Origin of the sequence: Streptomyces sp. NPDC048352 (assembly GCF_040651895.1) — a bacterium.
In the GTDB taxonomy this organism is placed as follows: Bacteria; Actinomycetota; Actinomycetes; order Streptomycetales; family Streptomycetaceae; genus Streptomyces.
The window spans coordinates 65,063-81,134 of record NZ_JBEZKZ010000013.1; the positions used below are offsets into that span (position 1 = coordinate 65,063).

Genomic DNA, 16,072 nt, shown 5'->3' on the forward strand with positions numbered 1-16,072 from the left:
CGCGGGGCCGGGGCACTGGCGCCGGTGGGAGGTCGGTCAGTGGTCGAGGAGAGCGATGCGGACGGCTCGTTCGACGTGTACGGCGGTGTTGGCGTGTCCTTCACCGTTGGGGTGGACCAGGGTGACGCGCTTGTTGACGAGACCGCAGTTCAGCGCGGTGCCGGCGAGTTTGGTGGGCCAGTAGTCCGCGGCGTTGCCGCAGATTCCCTCGACCCACTTGGTGTCCGCGGGCTGGCAGGCGTCGTGACCCACGCTGGAGGAGTAGACGTCGACGTAGCGGTCGCCGAAGAACGACGTGACCCGCTGGATCGTGCTGTTCAGCGGCTTGAGGACGTCGTCACGGAGCCAGTCGATGTCGGCGTGCTTGATCCAGCTCAGCTCGGTGAGGGACGCTCGGTTGCAGGTGCTGCCGTCCTCCGGCAGGACGGCCGGGTAGCCGACGGTGATCACCTTGGCGTTGGGTGCGGCCTCGTGCACCTTGGCCAGCATCTGGATGTACTCGTCCTGGACTCGGGCGAGCTTGTCCTGGATGCTCTCCTCCCCCTCGGGCGGGGTGGTGTAGTAATCGCGGCAGGACTTGCCGGGCGTCGCGCCCAGTTCGAGGCACTTGAGGAGCATGCCGCCAAAGGGCAGGCTGTTGCCGCCGACGCCGATGGTGACGACGTCGGTCTGGTCGTTGAGCTTGGCCCGCTGGATCTGCGGGTCCACGGCGGGCCAGCCTCCGGCGGGGGGCTGGACCGGGCTGATCGGCGTCTGCCTGGCCGTGGCGATGTCGGCGATGGTGGCGTTGCCGCAGCTGACGTTGGTCAGGTGGACGGGCTTGCCCGGCGGGAATTCGTCGAGCTGCCGCTCGACAAGGCCGGGGTAGGCGTCGCTGGTGCGGTCACAGCCGTCCCGCGACGGATCTCCGAGCGCCGGCTGCGGGGTCCCGACGAAACCGCCGGCCGTGTACGAGTCGCCCAGCGCGGCCCACTCGTACTGATCAGCCGCACCAGCGGAGCCCGCAGGCACGAGCGCGGCCGCCGCCAGGGCGAGCCCGACCGCCAGCGCCCGCGTCCTGAGACGGGAGACAGGGTGTCGCATCAATCCTCCAGAATCGGCAAAGAACGCCCCGGAGCCTCCATATGCCCCAAAGGGGTGGCGTCCCGCCCAAGATCATCCACGCCGCCGGTCCACTGCTCGACCGAATCCGACCCATCAGCCCCGATCGAGCTAAATGATCAGATCTTCGTGCCGCCAGCTGCCGACGCAGACGTCTGACCGGCGAGTGGGCCGCACGGCGACCGGGCACCCAACACGGCCTTCGTGGACCCAGTACGGGACAGCTCTCAGCCCCGGGCGCGGAGGTAGGCCTCCAGTTCGGCGGCGCCCGTCAGCATCGCCCGGGCGCGGGTGGACAGGCGGGTGTGCCAGTCGTGCAGGGTGGCTTCCAGGGGCTCCAGCCCGCCGGCCGTGCGGACCTGGGCGATCAGCGGGGCGATCTGCTCCAGCAGGTGGCCCCCGCGCCTGAGTTGGTGGGCCAGGCGGGCGTCCCGGACGGCGGCCTCGTCGTACACGCGGTACCCGGTCCGCGGGTCGCGGCGCGGGCGCACCAGCCCGGCGTCCTCCCATTTGCGCAGCGTCGCGGGCCGGATTCCCAGCATGCCGGCCAGCGGTCCGATGAACGTGCCGCCCGGCGTCTCGGGCGCCGGGGCCGCGTGCAGGTCGCGGAGGGCGCGTTCCACCGCGTGCAGGGTCCGCCGGTCCTCCAGGAGCTGGACGTGGCTCTCGTCGACGAGGCGCAGCGCCTCGTCGACGGAGCCCTGGTTGACGGCCCGCATGATCGACGTCGCCGTCCGGTGGCCGTGCCCGGGCACCAGGGCGAGGAACGCGCGCAGCGCCCCCGCGTGCAGCGGGGTGTAGGTGCGGTAGCCGTGGGGCGTGCGGGCGGCGGCCGGGAGGATGCCGGCTTCCTCGTAGTTGCGGACCGCCTGCGTGGAGAGGCCGTGGCCGCGGGCCAGATCGACCGGCCTGAGCCGATCCTTGCTTTTAAGGTTCTGGGCCATGTCCCTGCTCGTTCACCGCAAAAGTTTCCACCGGAGGTTCAACGATAGCGTTGAAGGCATGACGACTCGTATCAAGGACGCCGTCCATGCCGTCGACGCCGCCGCCGTCCTGCGCGTGCTTCCGGAGCGGCCCCGCCTCCTCGCGCTGGGCGAGCCCACCCACGGCGAGGAGACCCTGCTCGAACTGCGCAACGAGCTCTTCCGGCAGCTCGTCGAAGAGGGCTACCGGACGATCGCGATCGAGAGCGACTGCATGGGGGGCCTGGTCGTGGACGACCACGTCACCTCGGGTGCGGGCGCCCTGGACGAGGTCACGGAGCACGGCATCAGCCACGGCTGGGGGACCTCCGCGGCCAACCGCGAGCTGGTGCGCTGGATGCGCGCCCACAACGACGGCCGTCCGGAGGACGAGCAGTTGCGCTTCGCCGGCTTCGACGGCCCGCTGGAGATCACCGGCGCCGCGAGCCCCCGGCAGGCCCTCACCGCACTGCACGGCTTCCTCGCGGCCCGGGTGGACGCGGACCTGCTGCCCTGCACGCGGGAGACGCTCGACCGCCTGCTCGGCGCAGACGGCCGGTGGACCGAACCCGCTGCGATGACGGACCCGGCCCGGTCCGTGGGGCGCTCGGCCGATGCCCTCCAACTCCGCCTGTACGCAGATGAGTTGGCCGCCCTGCTGGACGAGCGGATGCCGTCGCTGGTCGCGGCGGCCTCGCGGGAGGACTGGGAGCGGGCGCGGCTGTACGGGCGCACGGCGCTCGGCTTGCTGCGCTACCACCACTGGATGGCCGACGCCTCGCCCGCCCGTATGACCCGGCTGGTCGGGGTGCGGGACGCGATGATGGCCCAGAACCTCCTCGCCCTCGCCGAACGCGGGCCGGTGTTCGTCCACGCCCACAACGCGCACCTCCAACGGGAGAAGAGCTCGATGCGGATGGGCGGCGAGCTCCTGGAGTGGTGGAGCGCCGGTGCGCTGGTGAGCGCGAGGCTCGGCGAGGAGTACGCCTTCGTCGCCACGGCCCTCGGCACGCTCCGGCACCGGGGTGTGGACGCGCCGCCGCCGGAGACCCTCGAAGGGCTCCTGTACGCGCGCACCGAGGACCGCTGCGTCGTCGACCCCCGGTCGCTGGCGGCCGCACTCGGCGACGGGCGCCCGCAGCCCCGCGTATCCCCTTGGTTCGGCTACGCCCCGTTCGACCCGGCCCACCTGGCGGCCGCCGACGGGATCGTCTTCGTCAAGGACGTCCCGTAGCGTTCAACTCCTGTCCGTTGCAACGGCCGGAGAAGGATCGTTGCGTTGAATTTACGGGCGTTGCAACGATTTTAACGCTCTGACCTGCATCAACAGAGGTCATGCGCAACGCATGCGTTGCCGTGTTGCTGAACGCGCCGTAGCTTTTCGGTCGTCGGAAACAACGAGCCCGAAGGAACGGCCACCATGCAGAAGTTCACCACCCCCGCCGCCATCACCACCGTCCTCGACGTCCCCGCCGGGAACATCCGCTTCATCGCCGCCGACCGCGCCGACACCACCGTCGAGGTCCTGCCCGCGAACGCCGGCAAGAGCCGCGACGTGAAGGCCGCCGAGGAGACCACGGTCGACTACCGGGACGGCGTCCTGCGCATCAGCACCCCCCAGAGGAACCAGGCGTTCGGCGCCTCCGGAGCCGTCGAGGTCACCGTCCAGCTCCCGGCCGGCTCCCACGTCGAGGCGAAGACGGCCAGCGCGGAGATCCGGGGCGTCGGACGCCTCGGCGAGGTCACCCTGGACAGCGCCCACGGCACCGTCAAGCTGGACGAGACCGCCGGCGCCCGCATCACCCTGGCCGCCGGTGACATCACGGTCGGCCGCCTGTCCGGCTCCGCCGACCTCCGCACCCAGAAGGGCCACCTGGCCGTCACCGAGGCCACCGCCGGCACCCTCACCCTGCGCACCGAGCACGGCGACATCTCCGTCGGCGCCGCCCCCGGCGTCACCGCCTCCCTCGACGCCGGCACCTCCTACGGCCGCATCCACAACGCCCTCCAGAACACCGGCGGCACCCCCGCCCTCACCATCCACGCCACCACCGCCTACGGCGACATCACCGCCCGCACCGCCTGAACGAGGCGCTGGCCAGGAGCGGGTCCGGCTGGCTAGGGTCGCCGGACCGAGGCGGGAGGAGAGCCGTGGCGACCGACATCGTGATCGCGCAGACCACCATCGACGACGAGGCCCGGGCGCAGCGGCTCGCCCGGGGTGCGGTGGAGGAGCGGCTGGCCGCCTGCGCGCACGTCGACGCCCCCCTCACCGCCGTCTACCGGTGGAAGGAGGGCGTCGAGACGGCCACCGAGTGGCGGGTCTCCTACAAGACCAGCCGGGACCGCCTGCCGGCCCTCGCCGAATGGGTCGCGCGGACCCACCCCTACCAGGTACCCGAATGGATCGTCCTCCCGGTCGTCGGCGGCTCGGCCGCGTACCTCGACTGGGTGGTCCGCGAGAGCGGCGGCTGACGGGCCGCCACGCGGCCTCACACCACGTAGGTCGCTTCGTTGCGGCCCAGCAGGTAGCCCAGCTGGAGGCGGTTGAGGGCGCCGAGGTCCTGCTTGATGGCCGCGATGTGGGCCTGGAGGGAGCGCTCGCTGATGCCTATGCGGCGTGCGATGGCCTTGTCGGAGTAGCCCTCCACGAGCAGCCGGCTGATGGACTCCCGGATCGCCGGAACCACTTCGTCCGCCGCCTTCGCGGCGTGCAGCGGGACGAAGGGAAAGGGTTTCGCCCGGTCCCAGGCCTTGTCGAACGTGTCTCGCAAAAATCGTACGATAGTCGGTTCGGTAATGGAGATCGCCGTGGTACGGTCCTCGTTTGCCGAAATGAACGCGACGTCGTCCACAATGATCAGACGGTCGAAGAATTCTTCAAGTGTCCGTACTTGGGCGCCGTATTCCGTGACGGTGCGGACGTATTCCTTCGTCGCCTCGTCGAATCTCGTGGTGTGCTGATACAGCGTCCGCATGGCGATCCCCGCCGCGATGTGCCGCCGTACGGATTCCAGGGCGTCCTTCAGCACCGCGCTCGGGCGCGCCCCGTCGGGCTGGGCGGTGAGGATGTCCCGCCGGACCGACGACAGGGCGTCGTTGATCGCCGTCGAGATGCTGCCCAGGCCGTGCAGATAGCGGACGCCGGGCCCGACCACCTCCTCCCCGCACGTCGCCGGCGCGGGCGCCGGCGCCCGGGCGGGGCCGGCCGCCGCCTGCTGCGCGGCTTCCTCCGCCAGCAGGCCCAGATGCGTTGCGAGTTCCCGCAAGAACGCCTGCGGTTCCCCTGCCGCGGCCGCGCACAGCTCCTCAGGTGCACCGCTATGTGCGGTTTTGACGTATTTGACTACGTCCACTTGCCACCCCTGTCTGTCCGATATGCAGGCATCTGCGGCGGTTGAGACCCCGTGGGTTCCCGCAATGCGTAAACCGGAGCCATCGTAGGTCTACCTGGTCTCGAGCGGGCAGGGGAGATTTGGTCTCACCGCAGGAACGAACACCGAGAAGGCGCACCGGAGATCAGCACCGCCGGAAACCGCCTCGGTTTGGCGTTCCTTTGAATGGCCAAAGGCGAAACGACTTGAGGGGACTGGGGAAAATGGGGAAGAACCACAAGGTGACTCGTCCGGCCGGCCGTGTTTCGGGAATCCGCGGCCGCGTCGTACTGGCGACCGCGGGCATCGCCCTCGGCCTGGGCACGACGGTCGCCGGCATCGCCACCCAGGGTGCCTTCCCCGCCGACTCCGGCAGCCACCTGCGCCTCGGCGACGTCGGCTGGAACAACGCGAACCCGCACGTCGTGGCCGGTGACACCGATGACGTCGGCTGGAACAACCCGCAGCCGGGCACCACCCCCGCGCCGACGCCCTCCTCCACCGACGACGTTGGCTGGAACTGATCCGCCCCCGGAGCCCCGTACTGCACTGCCTCACCTCCCGCCACCGACCGACCGGCAAAGGAATGGCTGATCCTCGTGGTTGCCTCCCCCTGGTTCCTGACCTCCGAGACCGCAGCGGCCGGGGCCCCCGCGGCACGCGTGTTCTGCTTCCCGCACGCCGGCGGCAACCCCCGGACCTTCCTCGGCTGGCAGTCCGCGCTCGGGGACGACGCGCTGGTCCTCGCCGTCTGCCCGCCCGGCCGCGGCCACCGCTTCCGCGAACCGGCCCCCGCCTCCCTCGCCGCACTCGCCGACGGCTCCGCCGCCGCCATCGCCCTCGCCACCACCGACGGCCGGCCCTTCCTCCTCTTCGGCCACAGCTTCGGCGCGGCCCTCGCCTTCGAGGTGGCCCGCCGCCTCGACGGCGTACGGGGCTTCGCCGGGCTCGTCGTCTCCGGCTGCAGCGCCCCCTCCCTGCTGCCGACCCGCCGCGTGGTCGAAGCGGCCCGGCTCGACGGCCGCGCCTTCACCCAGGCCGTCGGCTTCTTCGGCGGTCTGCCGCCCGAGGTGCTGGAGGACGAGGCCGTACAGGAACTCCTCCTGCCCCACCTGAAGGCCGACTTCCGCATGGTCGCCGGCTACCGCTACCGCCCCGGCGCCCCGCTGGCCGTCCCGGTCGTCCTGCTCAACGGCACCGAGGACCCGCACGTCGGCGCCGCCGCGCTCGACGCCTGGTCCCGCGAGTGCGCCGCGCCGCCCGACCGGCACTGGACCGACGGCGGCCACTTCTACTTCGAGGACCGGCCCGGCGCCGTCACCTCCGTCCTGCGCCCGCTGGCCCGCGCGGCCGCCGACGCAACCCCTGCCGGTGCTGCGTACGTTGAGCTGATCTAGCCCGCGCACGACAGCACCCCTGCGAGGAATCCCATGCACCCCACCACCCGGCCCAGCACCGACCCGGCCGCCCGCCTCCGGCGCGCCGTCGCCTTCCGGGACCTGCACGCCGGTCCCCGCCCGTTCGTCGTCCCCAACCCCTGGGACGCGGGATCCGCGCGCATCCTGGCCTCCTTCGGCTTCGCCGCCCTCGCCACCACCGGCGCCGGCCTCGCCCACAGCCTCGGCCGCCCCGACGGGGCCGACCGCCTCAGCCGCGCCGAGATCCTCGCCAACGCCACCGCGATCGTCGACGCCACCGCACTGCCCGTCACCGCCGACCTCGAGAGCGGCTTCGGCGAACGGCCCGAGGACGTCGCCGAGACCATCCGCCTCGCCGCCGCCGCAGGCCTCGTCGGGGGCTCCGTCGAGGACTCCACCGGCCGCGCCGACGAGCCCGTGCGGCCCCTCGGGGAAGCCGTCGAGCGGGTCGCCGCCGCCGTCGAGGCGGCCAAGGGGCTGGTCTTCCCCTTCACCGTCACCGCCCGCGCCGAGAACTTCTTCCAGGGCCGGCCCGACCTCGACGACACCATCCGCCGCCTGAAGGCGTACGAGGCCGCCGGCGCCGACGTGCTCTACGCCCCGGCCCTGCCCGACGCGGAGGCGGTCCGCGCCGTCTGCGCCGCCGTCGAACGGCCCGTCAACGTCCTGATCACCGCCGCGCTCAAGCTGTCCGTCGCCGACCTCGGCGCCCTCGGCGTGCGCCGCATCAGCACCGGCTCCGCGCTCTCCCGCGCGGCCCTCGGCGCCCTCACCCGCGCCGCCCGCGAGATCAGCGGGGCGGGCACCTTCGGCTTCGTCGCGGACGCCCTCCCGTACGACGAGGCCAACGCCCTGCTGGCCGCCGCCCCCGCCCCGTCCGCCGACCCAGAGAGCGATCCGGCACCGTGAGCCTTCCGTACGCGCCACCTTCCGCCTCCGCACCGGCCGAGGCGCCTGCCGAGGCCCCCGCCGAGGCCTCGGCCGTCCACCTGTCCGCGCCCCGCTACGTACTCGGCGAGACCGCCGCCGACCACACGACCGTCGAGGGCCTCCTGGAGCGCGCCCGCGGCTTCGGAATGCCCCCGCGCGCCGAACTGTGGGGCTGGGGCACGGTCCACCGCACGGCCAAGACCCTGGAGGCCCTCGCCGCCGAGACCGCCGGCGCCACCCTCGACGGCGCCGGCGTCTCCCCCGGGGAGGTGGACTGCCTCATCCTGTGCTCCACCCGCTTCCCCGGCGGCCCGCGCACCCACGGCGCCTTCGTGGAGAGCGTCATGGCCGCCACCGGCCTCGGCGCCGCCGCCTTCACCGGGCTCACCCTCGGCCGCTGCGCCAACCTCCTCGCGGGCATCCGCACCGCCCAGGCGTACGTGGCCGCCGGCATGCACCGGCGCGTCATGGTCGTCACCGCCGACCGGGTCACCGACGAAGCCGTCCGCATGGAGAACTTCGCCCTCTTCAGCGACGGCGCCGCCTCCTGCCTGATCAGCGCCGAGCCGCTCGGCGACGACGCGTACGAGATCGTCGCGGGCGCCGGCGCCCAGGACCCCGCAGGGCTCGACTGGTCCAACGAGATCAGCTCCGACCTCGCCCGCGAGGTCAACGAACGGATCCTCGAGGACGCCGGCATGAAGATCGGCGACATCCGGGGCGTGCTCCACGCCAACCTCTACAAGCCCCTGGTCGTCCTCAAGGAACGCCAGGCCGGCTTCACCCGCGAGCAGCTCTTCCTCGACAACATCGCGCGCACCGGCCACTGCTTCGCCGCCGACCCGCTGATCAACCTGGTCGACCGCGACGCGGCCGGAGCCCTCGCCGCCCACGGTCACTACCTGCTGGCGTCCAGCGTCCCGGGCGTGCGGATCGGCGTCCTGCTGCGCAAGCTCGCGCCCCACTCCGCACAGGCCGCCACGACGCACACCGCCCGGCTGGGGGACCACTGACATGACCGCGCCCATCACCCCCGACGAGGAGACCTCCCTCGACATGGCGCGGAGCTTCTACGCCCCCGCCTTCGCCCTCCCCGACCTGACCACCTCGCTGCCGTCCGGCCCCGTCGAGGCGTCGGCGGCGGGCGCCGCCGAGGCCGCCCGGATCACCACCGCGCCGCCGGCCGACCTCTTCCGGCGGCTCCTCTCGGACCAGGAGAGCGAGGCCGTCCTGCTCGCCGCCCGCCGGGTCCTGACCGCCTTCCTCACCCCGGCCGACGCAGACACCGCCGAGCACGCCGGCACGGAAGACGCCGAAGACGCCGAGATCGCCGACGCCGTCGCCGCCCGCGTCCTGGCTGCCCGCGCCGAACTCGCCGCCGTCCTCGCCCCGCTGCGCACCCACCCCGACCCCGAGGTGCGCACCGCCGTCCTGCGCCAGCGCGCCCCCCTCGCGCTGACCGGCGGCTGCTGGCTCGACACCCTCTCCCAGGCCGCCACCCAGCCCGCGGAGATCGTGGGCCGCCTCTTCGGCCACCACTGGCGCCTCCAGGGCGAGGGCACCGCCGAGGCCGGGCTCCCCGCCCGCCGTCGCCGGGCCCTGGTCGCCCGGGGCGTCTTCCTCCCGGCCGTGGAGGCCGCCGCCTTCCTCGACGACGCCGGCGCCCTGCCGCTGACCGCCCTGCACGGCGCCTTCCACCTCGCGCTGTCCCGGCTGCCCGCCTCCTTCCTCCCGGAGGTCGTCGGCGTCCACTACGCCGCCCACGCCCTCGGCCTGGACGACGTCCTGCTCGGCAGCGAGCCGATGCTCGCCGAGAGCGACGTACGCCCCCTGCTCGCCGCGTACCTCTCCTACACCCGGCGCTCCCCGACCGGACCCGAGGACCGCCGCCGCGCCCTGGCCGCCGTACGCCTGGTCGTACGCCTGGAGCGCGAGCACACCGCCGCCCTGGCCGAACTCGCCGCCTGGCACGACGGGTTGTCGCTCGACGCGAAGGTCGCGCGGATCGTGGAACGGCACGCCCCGCACGCCGGCCGCCAGCACCGCGCCGTCCGCCTGGGCACCCGCGGGCTCACGGACTGGCTGGACGGCGGCCGGCTCGACGCCGCCGCCTTCGTCCGTGAATTCCGCACCGCCCGGCAGGTCCGGCCCGCACGCGACGGCGGCCCCTGCCGCTTCCTGAAGTCCATCAAGTTCGGCGGCCCCATGTTCGGGATCTTCGACGAGCGCGAGGCGGCCGTCCTGGCCGCCTGGGCGCGGTCCGTCGCCGACGGCGAGCCCGCCGGCGCGGACCTGGCCCCCACCACCGCCGGGCAGGACGGGGCCCGTGCCTGGGGCGAGCGGCTCGCCTCGGCGGAGCCCGCCGACCTCCTGGTGCGCGACCCCGAAGCCCTCGCCGACACCCGCGACCACCGCCGGTTCTTCCACCGCCTCGTCAACTTCGAGCGCCACCCCGGCGTCCTGCCCGCCGCCCGCGCCCGCGCCGAAGCCGGACTCGCCGGGGCCGAGCTGCTCTTCGAGCACGGCGCCGCGGGACTGCTCACCGACGCCTCCTGGTTCCCGTACACGCCCGAGGCCCTGCTGGAGCGGGTCGAGCGGATCTACTGGGACAAGCTCGTGGACCCGTACGAGCCGCTCACCGAGGTCCCCTCCCGCGACGAGGTCGTCTTCGAACAGTCGACGTACGCGCTCGGCAGCCTCATCGACGGCGCCTGGGCGCACCGCGTCGCCAACCTCGGCCGGCGCGGGCGGCGCAGCGACGACCTGCTCTTCTCCATCTACGCGGACGAGATGGGCCGCGGCGACACCGCCAAGAACCACATCACGCTCATCCACAAGGTGCTCGCCAGCATGGACATGGACCTGCCGCACATCCGGCAGGAGGCCTTCCTGCACCAGGGCGACCTGCCGGACCACCTGTACGGTTTCTCCATCCACCAGCTGTGCCTGTCGCTGTTCCCCGACAGCCTCTACAACGAGATCCTCGGCTACAACCTGGGCATCGAGATGTTCGGCCTCGGCGCGATGCGGCTGCACGAGATCCAGAAACTGCGCCGGCACGGCCTCGACGTCTCCTACGAAGAGGCCCACCTGTCCATCGACAACTTCTCGGCGGGCCACGCCCGCCAGTCCGCCGACCTCGTCGTCGCCTACCTCGACGACGTCCGGCACCTGTCGGGCGAGGAGGCCGTCCAGCGCGAATGGCGCCGGATCTGGCGCGGCTACGCCTCCTTCGCCTTCTTCGTCGAGCACGCCCTGGTGAAACGGGTCCGCGCCGAGGCCGCCGCCGCCCCCGCCGACCTGGTGATCTGAGGAGCGGGGCGATGGAGACGACGACGAGTTTCGACCCCGAGGTCCTCGCGCTGCCCTTCTACGAGGACTCCCACCGCCGCCTCGCCGCGCAGGCGGGCGCCTGGTGCGACGGCAACCGGATGCTGTGGGAGGAGATCCGCGCCCTGGACCCCGACGCGGCCGGACGGCGCCTGGTGGGCGTCCTCGGCGCGGCCGGCTGGCTGAGCGAACTCGACCCGCGGGGCGCGCCCGTGGACGACTTCCGCGCGGTGTGCCTGCGCCGCGAGGCCCTCGCCTACAACGAGGACCTGGCCGACTTCGCCTTCTCCGTCCAGGCGCTGGCCGCGACCCCGCTGCTGCGTTTCGGCAGCGAGGCGCAGCGCCGCCGCTACCTGCCGGGGATGGCCGACGGGACCCTGATCGGGGCCTTCGCGGTCTCCGAGAAGGAGGCCGGCTCGGACCTGGCGTCCGTCGGACTGGAGGCGGTGTGCGGCGAGGACGGCTCGTACGTGCTGAACGGCCGCAAGGCGTGGATCGCCAACGGGACCATCGCCGACGTGTTCGTTGTCATCGCCCGCACCGGGCACGGCCCGGGGCCGCTGGGACTGTCGGCCTTCCTGGTGCCCGCCGGCACCCCCGGGCTGCGGGCCGAGCGGATCGACGCGATCGCCCCGCGCTCCTTCGCGCACCTGTCCTTCCAGGACTGCCGGCTGCCGGCCGGGGCGGTGCTCGGACGGCCCGGCAAGGGGTTCGTCGTCGCGGTCGACCTGCTGGAGCGGTTCCGCACCACGGTGGGGGCCGCGGCCCTCGGCTTCGCCCGGCGGGCCTTCGACACGGCGCTCGCGCACGTGCTGGCGCGGGAGGCGTACGGGGGCACGCTCTTCGACCTCCAGCTGGTGAAGGCCTCGCTCGCCGACATGGAGGTCCAGCTGAACGCCGCCGCGCTGCTGGTGGCGCGCGCCGCCTGGGAGACCGACCGCGGCAGCCGCCGGTTCGCCCGGCACAGCAACATCGCGAAGGTCCACGCCACCGAGGCGGCCCAGGGCGTGGTGGACGCCGCGGTGCAACTGCTGGGCGCGGCGGGCATCGTGGAGGGCTCGGTCACCGAGCGGCTGTACCGGCAGATCCGCTCGCTGCGGATCTACGAGGGCACCTCGGAGGTGTTGAGGATGGCCATAGCGGGATCCTTGGACATGCGCAGGGCCGCCCGGGCGGCGGCCCCGCTTCGTCTTCCGACCTCAGTGGCCCGTACCAACAGTTCAGCTAGGAGTACGAAGTGAGCACCACCGCCGTCAGCAGTCCCGTCGAGGCCGTGCGCCTCGCGGACCCCTACCCCTACTACGCGCGCCTGGTGGCCGAGCGCCCCTTCGCCTGGGACGAGGCGCTCGGGGCCTGGGTGGCCGCCGACGCGGCCGCGGTGCGCGCGGTGCTGGGCAGCGGCGCGCTGCGGGTGCGGCCCGTCGCGGAGCCCGTCCCGGCCGGGATCGCGGGGACGCCCGCCGGGGAGGTGTTCGGCGAGCTCGTACGGATGACGGACGGCGCGGCGGCGGCCCGGCTGAAGGGGGTCGTGGCCGGGGCGCTGGCCCGCGCGGACACCGCGTACGCGGCCTCGCTGGCCGCCCGCCTCACCCGTGAGGTACTGGCGGCGGGCGGCGAAGCCCCGTACGAGGAGCTGATGTTCGCCGTCCCGGCCCGGGTGGTGGCCACCCTCAGCGGCCTGACCGACGGCGCCTCGCGGGAGGCGGCCCGAGCCATCGGTGACTTCGTGCAGTGCATTCCCGCTGCCGCTACGGAGGACCAGTACGGGGCCGCTTCGGCCGCCGCCACGCGCCTCCGCGCCCTCCTGGCCCCGTCCCTGTCCGAAGCCCAGGCGCCCCCGCCCGGGACCCCGGCTCCCGGGTCCGGGCACCCGACACCGCTCGCGCCGGACGCATCCCCCGCATCCGACGGGGTCTCCGCGCCCGGCACGGCGCCCGCGCCCGCGCCCGGGGCCGGGTGCGGGTCCGGAGCGGGTGCCGGGGGTGCTCGGGTTCCGTACTCCGCCCGGCCAGGGCAAGGGCTGGTGCGGGAGCTCGTCACCGCCGCCGGGCGGGACGCGTGGCCGCATCCGGGGCCGCTGCTGTCCAACGCCATCGGCTTCCTCTCCCAGACCTACGACGCCACCGCCGGGCTCATCGGCAACACCCTGGTCGCCCTCGCCCGGGGCGCGGACGGGGCCGACACCGGCGCCCTGGTGCGCGAGGTGGTCCGCCACGACGCCCCGATCCAGAACACCCGCCGCTTCGCCGCCGAACCGTTCACGCACGCCGGCTCCACCGTGGAGCCCGGGCAGCAGGTCCTCGTCCTGCTCGCCGCCGCCAACCGCGACCCCGCCGTCAACCCCGACCCGCACGCGCTGACCCCCGGCCGGGTGAATCCGGCCGTCTTCACCTTCGGCGCGGGAGCCCACCGCTGCCCGGGCGGGCAGCTCGCCACGGCCCTCGCCGCCGCCGTCGTCACCGAACTGCGCGCGGCAGGCTTGGGCACCACCGCGACCCCCGCCTACCGCCCGCTGGCGAACGCCCGGATCCCGCTCCTCTAGCGCGCGGGCCGTCCCCGACGGAAGCCGACGCAGCCCCCGCAACCGCGATCAGGCCGGGGGTCAGCCACCCCTATGCCTTCAGACAGGACAAACCGGAACATGTCGGACAGTCTTCACCTCTGGATGCGGCACGAGGCCCGCCCCACCGAGCGCCGTGCCCCCCTCACCCCCCAGGACGCCGCCCGCCTCACCGCCGCCGGCATCCGGATCACCGTCGAGGAGTCGGACCAGCGCGCCTTCCCCCTCACCGGCTACACCGACGCCGGCTGCGCCACCGCCCCCACCGCGTCCTGGCACGAACAGGCCCCCGACGACGCCTACGTACTCGGCCTCAAGGAACTCCCCACCGGCCCCGGCGCCCCCGCCCTGCGCCACCGGCACATCTACTTCGGCCACGCCTACAAGGGCCAGTCGGGCGCCCGCGAGCTGCTCTCCCGCTTCACCGCGGGCGGCGGCGCCCTGCTCGACATGGAGTACCTCACCGACGAAGCCGGCCGCCGCGTCGCCGCGTTCGGCTACTGGGCCGGCTACCTCGGCGCCGCCCTCGCCGTCCTGCACCACCGCGGCGCCCTCACCGCACCGCTGCGCCCCACCGACCGCCCCACCCTCGACGCCCTCCTCGCCGCCGGCGCGGCCGCCCCCGACCCCACCACCGCCCTGGTCATCGGCGCCCTCGGCCGCTGCGGCCGCGGCGCCTGCGACGCCCTCGTCCAGGCCGGGCTCGACCCCACCCGCTGGGACCTCGCCGAGACCCGCCCGATCGACCGCCCCGCCCTCCTCGGACACGACCTGCTGGTCAACACCGTCCTGACCACCACCCCCGTCCCGCCGTTCCTGACCAAGGCCGACCTCGACGACCCCGCCCGCCGGCTCTCCCTCGTCAGCGACGTCACCTGCGACGTCACCTCCGACTGCAACGTCCTGCCGGTCTACGAGGAGACCACCACCTGGACCGAGCCCGTGCGCACCCTCCGCGAGGGCGAACGCCCCCTCGACCTGATCGCCATCGACAACCTCCCCTCCCTGCTCCCCGTCGAGGCCAGCACCGCCTTCTCCGCCGAACTCACCCCGCACCTGCTGCGGCTGGCCGAGTGGGACGGCGTCTGGGCCCGCGCCCTGCACACCTTCGAGGCCGCCGTACACGCCCAGGAGGCAACCCCTTGACCACCGACCCGCAGCCCGCGCCGGCCTCCGGCACCGTCCACTGGATAGGCACCGGCCTGTCCACCGGCCGCTCGGGCCTGTCCCTCGTCTGCGAACGCGCCCGCCGCGTGGTCCTGTGGGACCGCACCGCCGAGCGCGCCGCCGCCCGCCTGGCCGCCCTCGGCCTGGCGGGCCGCGCCGAGGTCCGCGCCCTCGCTCCGGGCGCCCTCGCGGCCGGGACGGGCCCGGGCGACGTCCTCGTCTCCATGCTCCCGGCCGCCGAACACCCCGCGCTGCTGCGCCTGGCGGCCGAACGCGCCGCCCACTTCGCCTGCACCAGCTACACCACCCCGGAGCTGGCCGAGCAGGCGCGGCGGGCGGCCGCGGGGCCCCGTACCGTCGTCCTCACCGAGGCCGGACTCGACCCCGGCATCGACCACCTGATGGCCCACGACCTCGTCGCCCGGGCCCGCGAGGCCGTCGGCCCGTCCCCGGCGACCGCCGTGTTCACCTCCTACTGCGGAGGCGTCCCGGCGGTCCCCGGACCCTTCCGCTACCGCTTCAGCTGGGCCCCGTACGGGGTCCTCGCCGCCCTCGGCACACCCGCCCGGTACGTCGCCGGAGGCGGCGAGGTCACCGCCCCGCGCCCCTGGGAGACCACCCGCACCCTGACCCTCGCGGGGGAGGACTTCGAGGCCTACCCCAACCGCGACAGCCTCCCCTTCGTCGCCCAGTACGGCATCCCGTACTACTGGCACCTCGACACCTTCGTACGCGGCACCCTGCGCAACGCCGGCTGGCGCGCCGCCTGGCGGCAGGTCTTCGACACCGTCGCCGCCGGCGACCCCCAGGCCGTCCGCGCCCTCGCCGCCGACCTCGCCGCCCGCCACCCCACCACCCCCGCCGACCGCGACCGCGTCGTCCTGTCCGTCTCCCTGGACCTGCGCACCCGGTCCGGCGGGCACTGGCACGGCTCGCGCCTGCTCGACCTCACCGGCGACCCCGCCGAGTCCGCGATGGCCCGCTGCGTCTCCCTGCCCGTCGCCTACGGCGTCACCCGCATCCTGGCCGGCGCCCTCCCCGCCGGCCTCAACCGCGGCCCCGCGACCCCCGGTGAGGCCGCCCGCTGGCTGGCCTTCCTCGGCGCCCACGGGCTGGCCGGGACCCACGAGGAGACCGGCTCCACCGCCACCGGAGTACCCGCCTGACCGCCGTACCACCGCGCACGGCCGGCCCCGGCCCGCGCTCCCACCCCACCCACCCCTCCCTCCC

15 protein-coding genes are annotated in these 16,072 nt (G+C 74.0%); 12 read left to right on the plus strand and 3 right to left on the minus strand.

Annotation, left to right across the window (positions count from 1 at the left end):
* Positions 1 to 36 precede the first annotated feature (36 nt).
* The gene (locus tag AB0D45_RS10020; protein WP_362456707.1) at positions 37 to 1,083 is read right to left on the minus strand and encodes an SGNH/GDSL hydrolase family protein; all 1,047 of its coding nucleotides are present in this window, start codon (positions 1,081 to 1,083) and stop codon (positions 37 to 39) included.
* Positions 1,084 to 1,328: 245 nt separating this feature from the next.
* Positions 1,329 to 2,045 carry a TioE family transcriptional regulator gene (locus AB0D45_RS10025; protein ID WP_362456710.1) on the minus strand — a complete coding sequence of 239 codons (717 nt, stop codon included), beginning with the start codon at positions 2,043 to 2,045 and terminating at the stop codon, positions 1,329 to 1,331.
* 58 nt (positions 2,046 to 2,103) lie between these two features.
* On the opposite strand from AB0D45_RS10025, the gene AB0D45_RS10030 reads away from it, so the two are divergent.
* The 3 genes from AB0D45_RS10030 to cutA all read left to right on the plus strand — a co-directional run bounded on the left by AB0D45_RS10030 (position 2,104) and on the right by cutA (position 4,538).
* On the plus strand, positions 2,104 to 3,297 hold the full coding sequence (locus AB0D45_RS10030) for an erythromycin esterase family protein (protein WP_362456713.1): 1,194 nt from the start codon (positions 2,104 to 2,106) through the stop codon (positions 3,295 to 3,297).
* A gap of 186 nt (positions 3,298 to 3,483) precedes the next feature.
* Positions 3,484 to 4,149, plus strand: coding sequence for a DUF4097 family beta strand repeat-containing protein (locus AB0D45_RS10035; protein ID WP_362456715.1), 666 nt, complete (start codon positions 3,484 to 3,486; stop codon positions 4,147 to 4,149).
* A gap of 65 nt (positions 4,150 to 4,214) precedes the next feature.
* Complete coding sequence (gene cutA / locus AB0D45_RS10040; protein WP_362456717.1) at positions 4,215 to 4,538, plus strand: divalent-cation tolerance protein CutA; 324 nt, start codon at positions 4,215 to 4,217, stop codon at positions 4,536 to 4,538.
* 17 nt (positions 4,539 to 4,555) lie between these two features.
* On the opposite strand, the gene AB0D45_RS10045 is transcribed toward cutA, so the two are convergent.
* Entirely contained in the window at positions 4,556 to 5,419 is an 864-nt protein-coding gene (locus tag AB0D45_RS10045; RefSeq protein WP_361602185.1) for a helix-turn-helix transcriptional regulator, read from the minus strand.
* Positions 5,420 to 5,661: 242 nt separating this feature from the next.
* Between AB0D45_RS10045 and AB0D45_RS10050 the strand changes: the two genes are divergently transcribed.
* The 9 genes from AB0D45_RS10050 (at position 5,662) to AB0D45_RS10090 (ending at position 16,008) form a co-directional block, all read left to right on the plus strand.
* Entirely contained in the window at positions 5,662 to 5,961 is a 300-nt protein-coding gene (locus tag AB0D45_RS10050; protein ID WP_361602182.1) for a hypothetical protein, read from the plus strand.
* A gap of 75 nt (positions 5,962 to 6,036) precedes the next feature.
* Positions 6,037 to 6,834: an alpha/beta fold hydrolase gene (locus tag AB0D45_RS10055; RefSeq protein ID WP_362456721.1), complete on the plus strand. Its 798-nt coding sequence runs from the start codon at positions 6,037 to 6,039 to the stop codon at positions 6,832 to 6,834.
* Positions 6,835 to 6,867: 33 nt separating this feature from the next.
* On the plus strand, positions 6,868 to 7,764 hold the full coding sequence (locus tag AB0D45_RS10060) for an isocitrate lyase/phosphoenolpyruvate mutase family protein (protein ID WP_362456724.1): 897 nt from the start codon (positions 6,868 to 6,870) through the stop codon (positions 7,762 to 7,764).
* Positions 7,761 to 8,798 (plus strand): 3-oxoacyl-ACP synthase, encoded by a 1,038-nt coding sequence (locus AB0D45_RS10065; protein ID WP_362456727.1) that lies wholly within the window; start codon positions 7,761 to 7,763, stop codon positions 8,796 to 8,798. Before AB0D45_RS10060 ends, AB0D45_RS10065 begins: the two co-directional genes overlap by 4 nt.
* A gap of 1 nt (position 8,799) precedes the next feature.
* Entirely contained in the window at positions 8,800 to 11,097 is a 2,298-nt protein-coding gene (locus tag AB0D45_RS10070; protein WP_362456730.1) for an iron-containing redox enzyme family protein, read from the plus strand.
* An 11-nt stretch (positions 11,098 to 11,108) separates the two neighbouring features.
* Positions 11,109 to 12,356 (plus strand): acyl-CoA dehydrogenase family protein, encoded by a 1,248-nt coding sequence (locus AB0D45_RS10075; RefSeq protein ID WP_362456733.1) that lies wholly within the window; start codon positions 11,109 to 11,111, stop codon positions 12,354 to 12,356.
* Entirely contained in the window at positions 12,353 to 13,657 is a 1,305-nt protein-coding gene (locus AB0D45_RS10080) for a cytochrome P450 (protein ID WP_362456736.1), read from the plus strand. The genes AB0D45_RS10075 and AB0D45_RS10080 overlap by 4 nt, the downstream gene beginning before the upstream one ends.
* Positions 13,658 to 13,756: 99 nt before the next feature.
* Positions 13,757 to 14,821 (plus strand): saccharopine dehydrogenase, encoded by a 1,065-nt coding sequence (locus AB0D45_RS10085; RefSeq protein WP_362456739.1) that lies wholly within the window; start codon positions 13,757 to 13,759, stop codon positions 14,819 to 14,821.
* Positions 14,818 to 16,008, plus strand: a complete 1,191-nt coding sequence (locus AB0D45_RS10090; RefSeq protein ID WP_362456742.1) for a saccharopine dehydrogenase C-terminal domain-containing protein — start codon at positions 14,818 to 14,820, stop codon at positions 16,006 to 16,008. The genes AB0D45_RS10085 and AB0D45_RS10090 overlap by 4 nt, the downstream gene beginning before the upstream one ends.
* The last annotated feature ends 64 nt before the right edge of the window (positions 16,009 to 16,072 follow it).

What these genes read in the sequence shown, in the direction of transcription:
- AB0D45_RS10020 (WP_362456707.1), bottom strand. Translation starts at nt 1,083, where the DNA reads ATGCGACACCCTGTCTCCCGTCTCAGGACGCGGGCGCTGGCGGTCGGG.
- AB0D45_RS10035 (WP_362456715.1), top strand. Translation starts at nt 3,484, where the DNA reads ATGCAGAAGTTCACCACCCCCGCCGCCATCACCACCGTCCTCGACGTC.
- AB0D45_RS10030 (WP_362456713.1), top strand. Translation starts at nt 2,104, where the DNA reads ATGACGACTCGTATCAAGGACGCCGTCCATGCCGTCGACGCCGCCGCC.
- AB0D45_RS10060 (WP_362456724.1), top strand. Translation starts at nt 6,868, where the DNA reads ATGCACCCCACCACCCGGCCCAGCACCGACCCGGCCGCCCGCCTCCGG.
- AB0D45_RS10070 (WP_362456730.1), top strand. Translation starts at nt 8,800, where the DNA reads ATGACCGCGCCCATCACCCCCGACGAGGAGACCTCCCTCGACATGGCG.
- AB0D45_RS10025 (WP_362456710.1), bottom strand. Translation starts at nt 2,045, where the DNA reads ATGGCCCAGAACCTTAAAAGCAAGGATCGGCTCAGGCCGGTCGATCTG.
- AB0D45_RS10050 (WP_361602182.1), top strand. Translation starts at nt 5,662, where the DNA reads ATGGGGAAGAACCACAAGGTGACTCGTCCGGCCGGCCGTGTTTCGGGA.
- AB0D45_RS10085 (WP_362456739.1), top strand. Translation starts at nt 13,757, where the DNA reads ATGTCGGACAGTCTTCACCTCTGGATGCGGCACGAGGCCCGCCCCACC.
- AB0D45_RS10075 (WP_362456733.1), top strand. Translation starts at nt 11,109, where the DNA reads ATGGAGACGACGACGAGTTTCGACCCCGAGGTCCTCGCGCTGCCCTTC.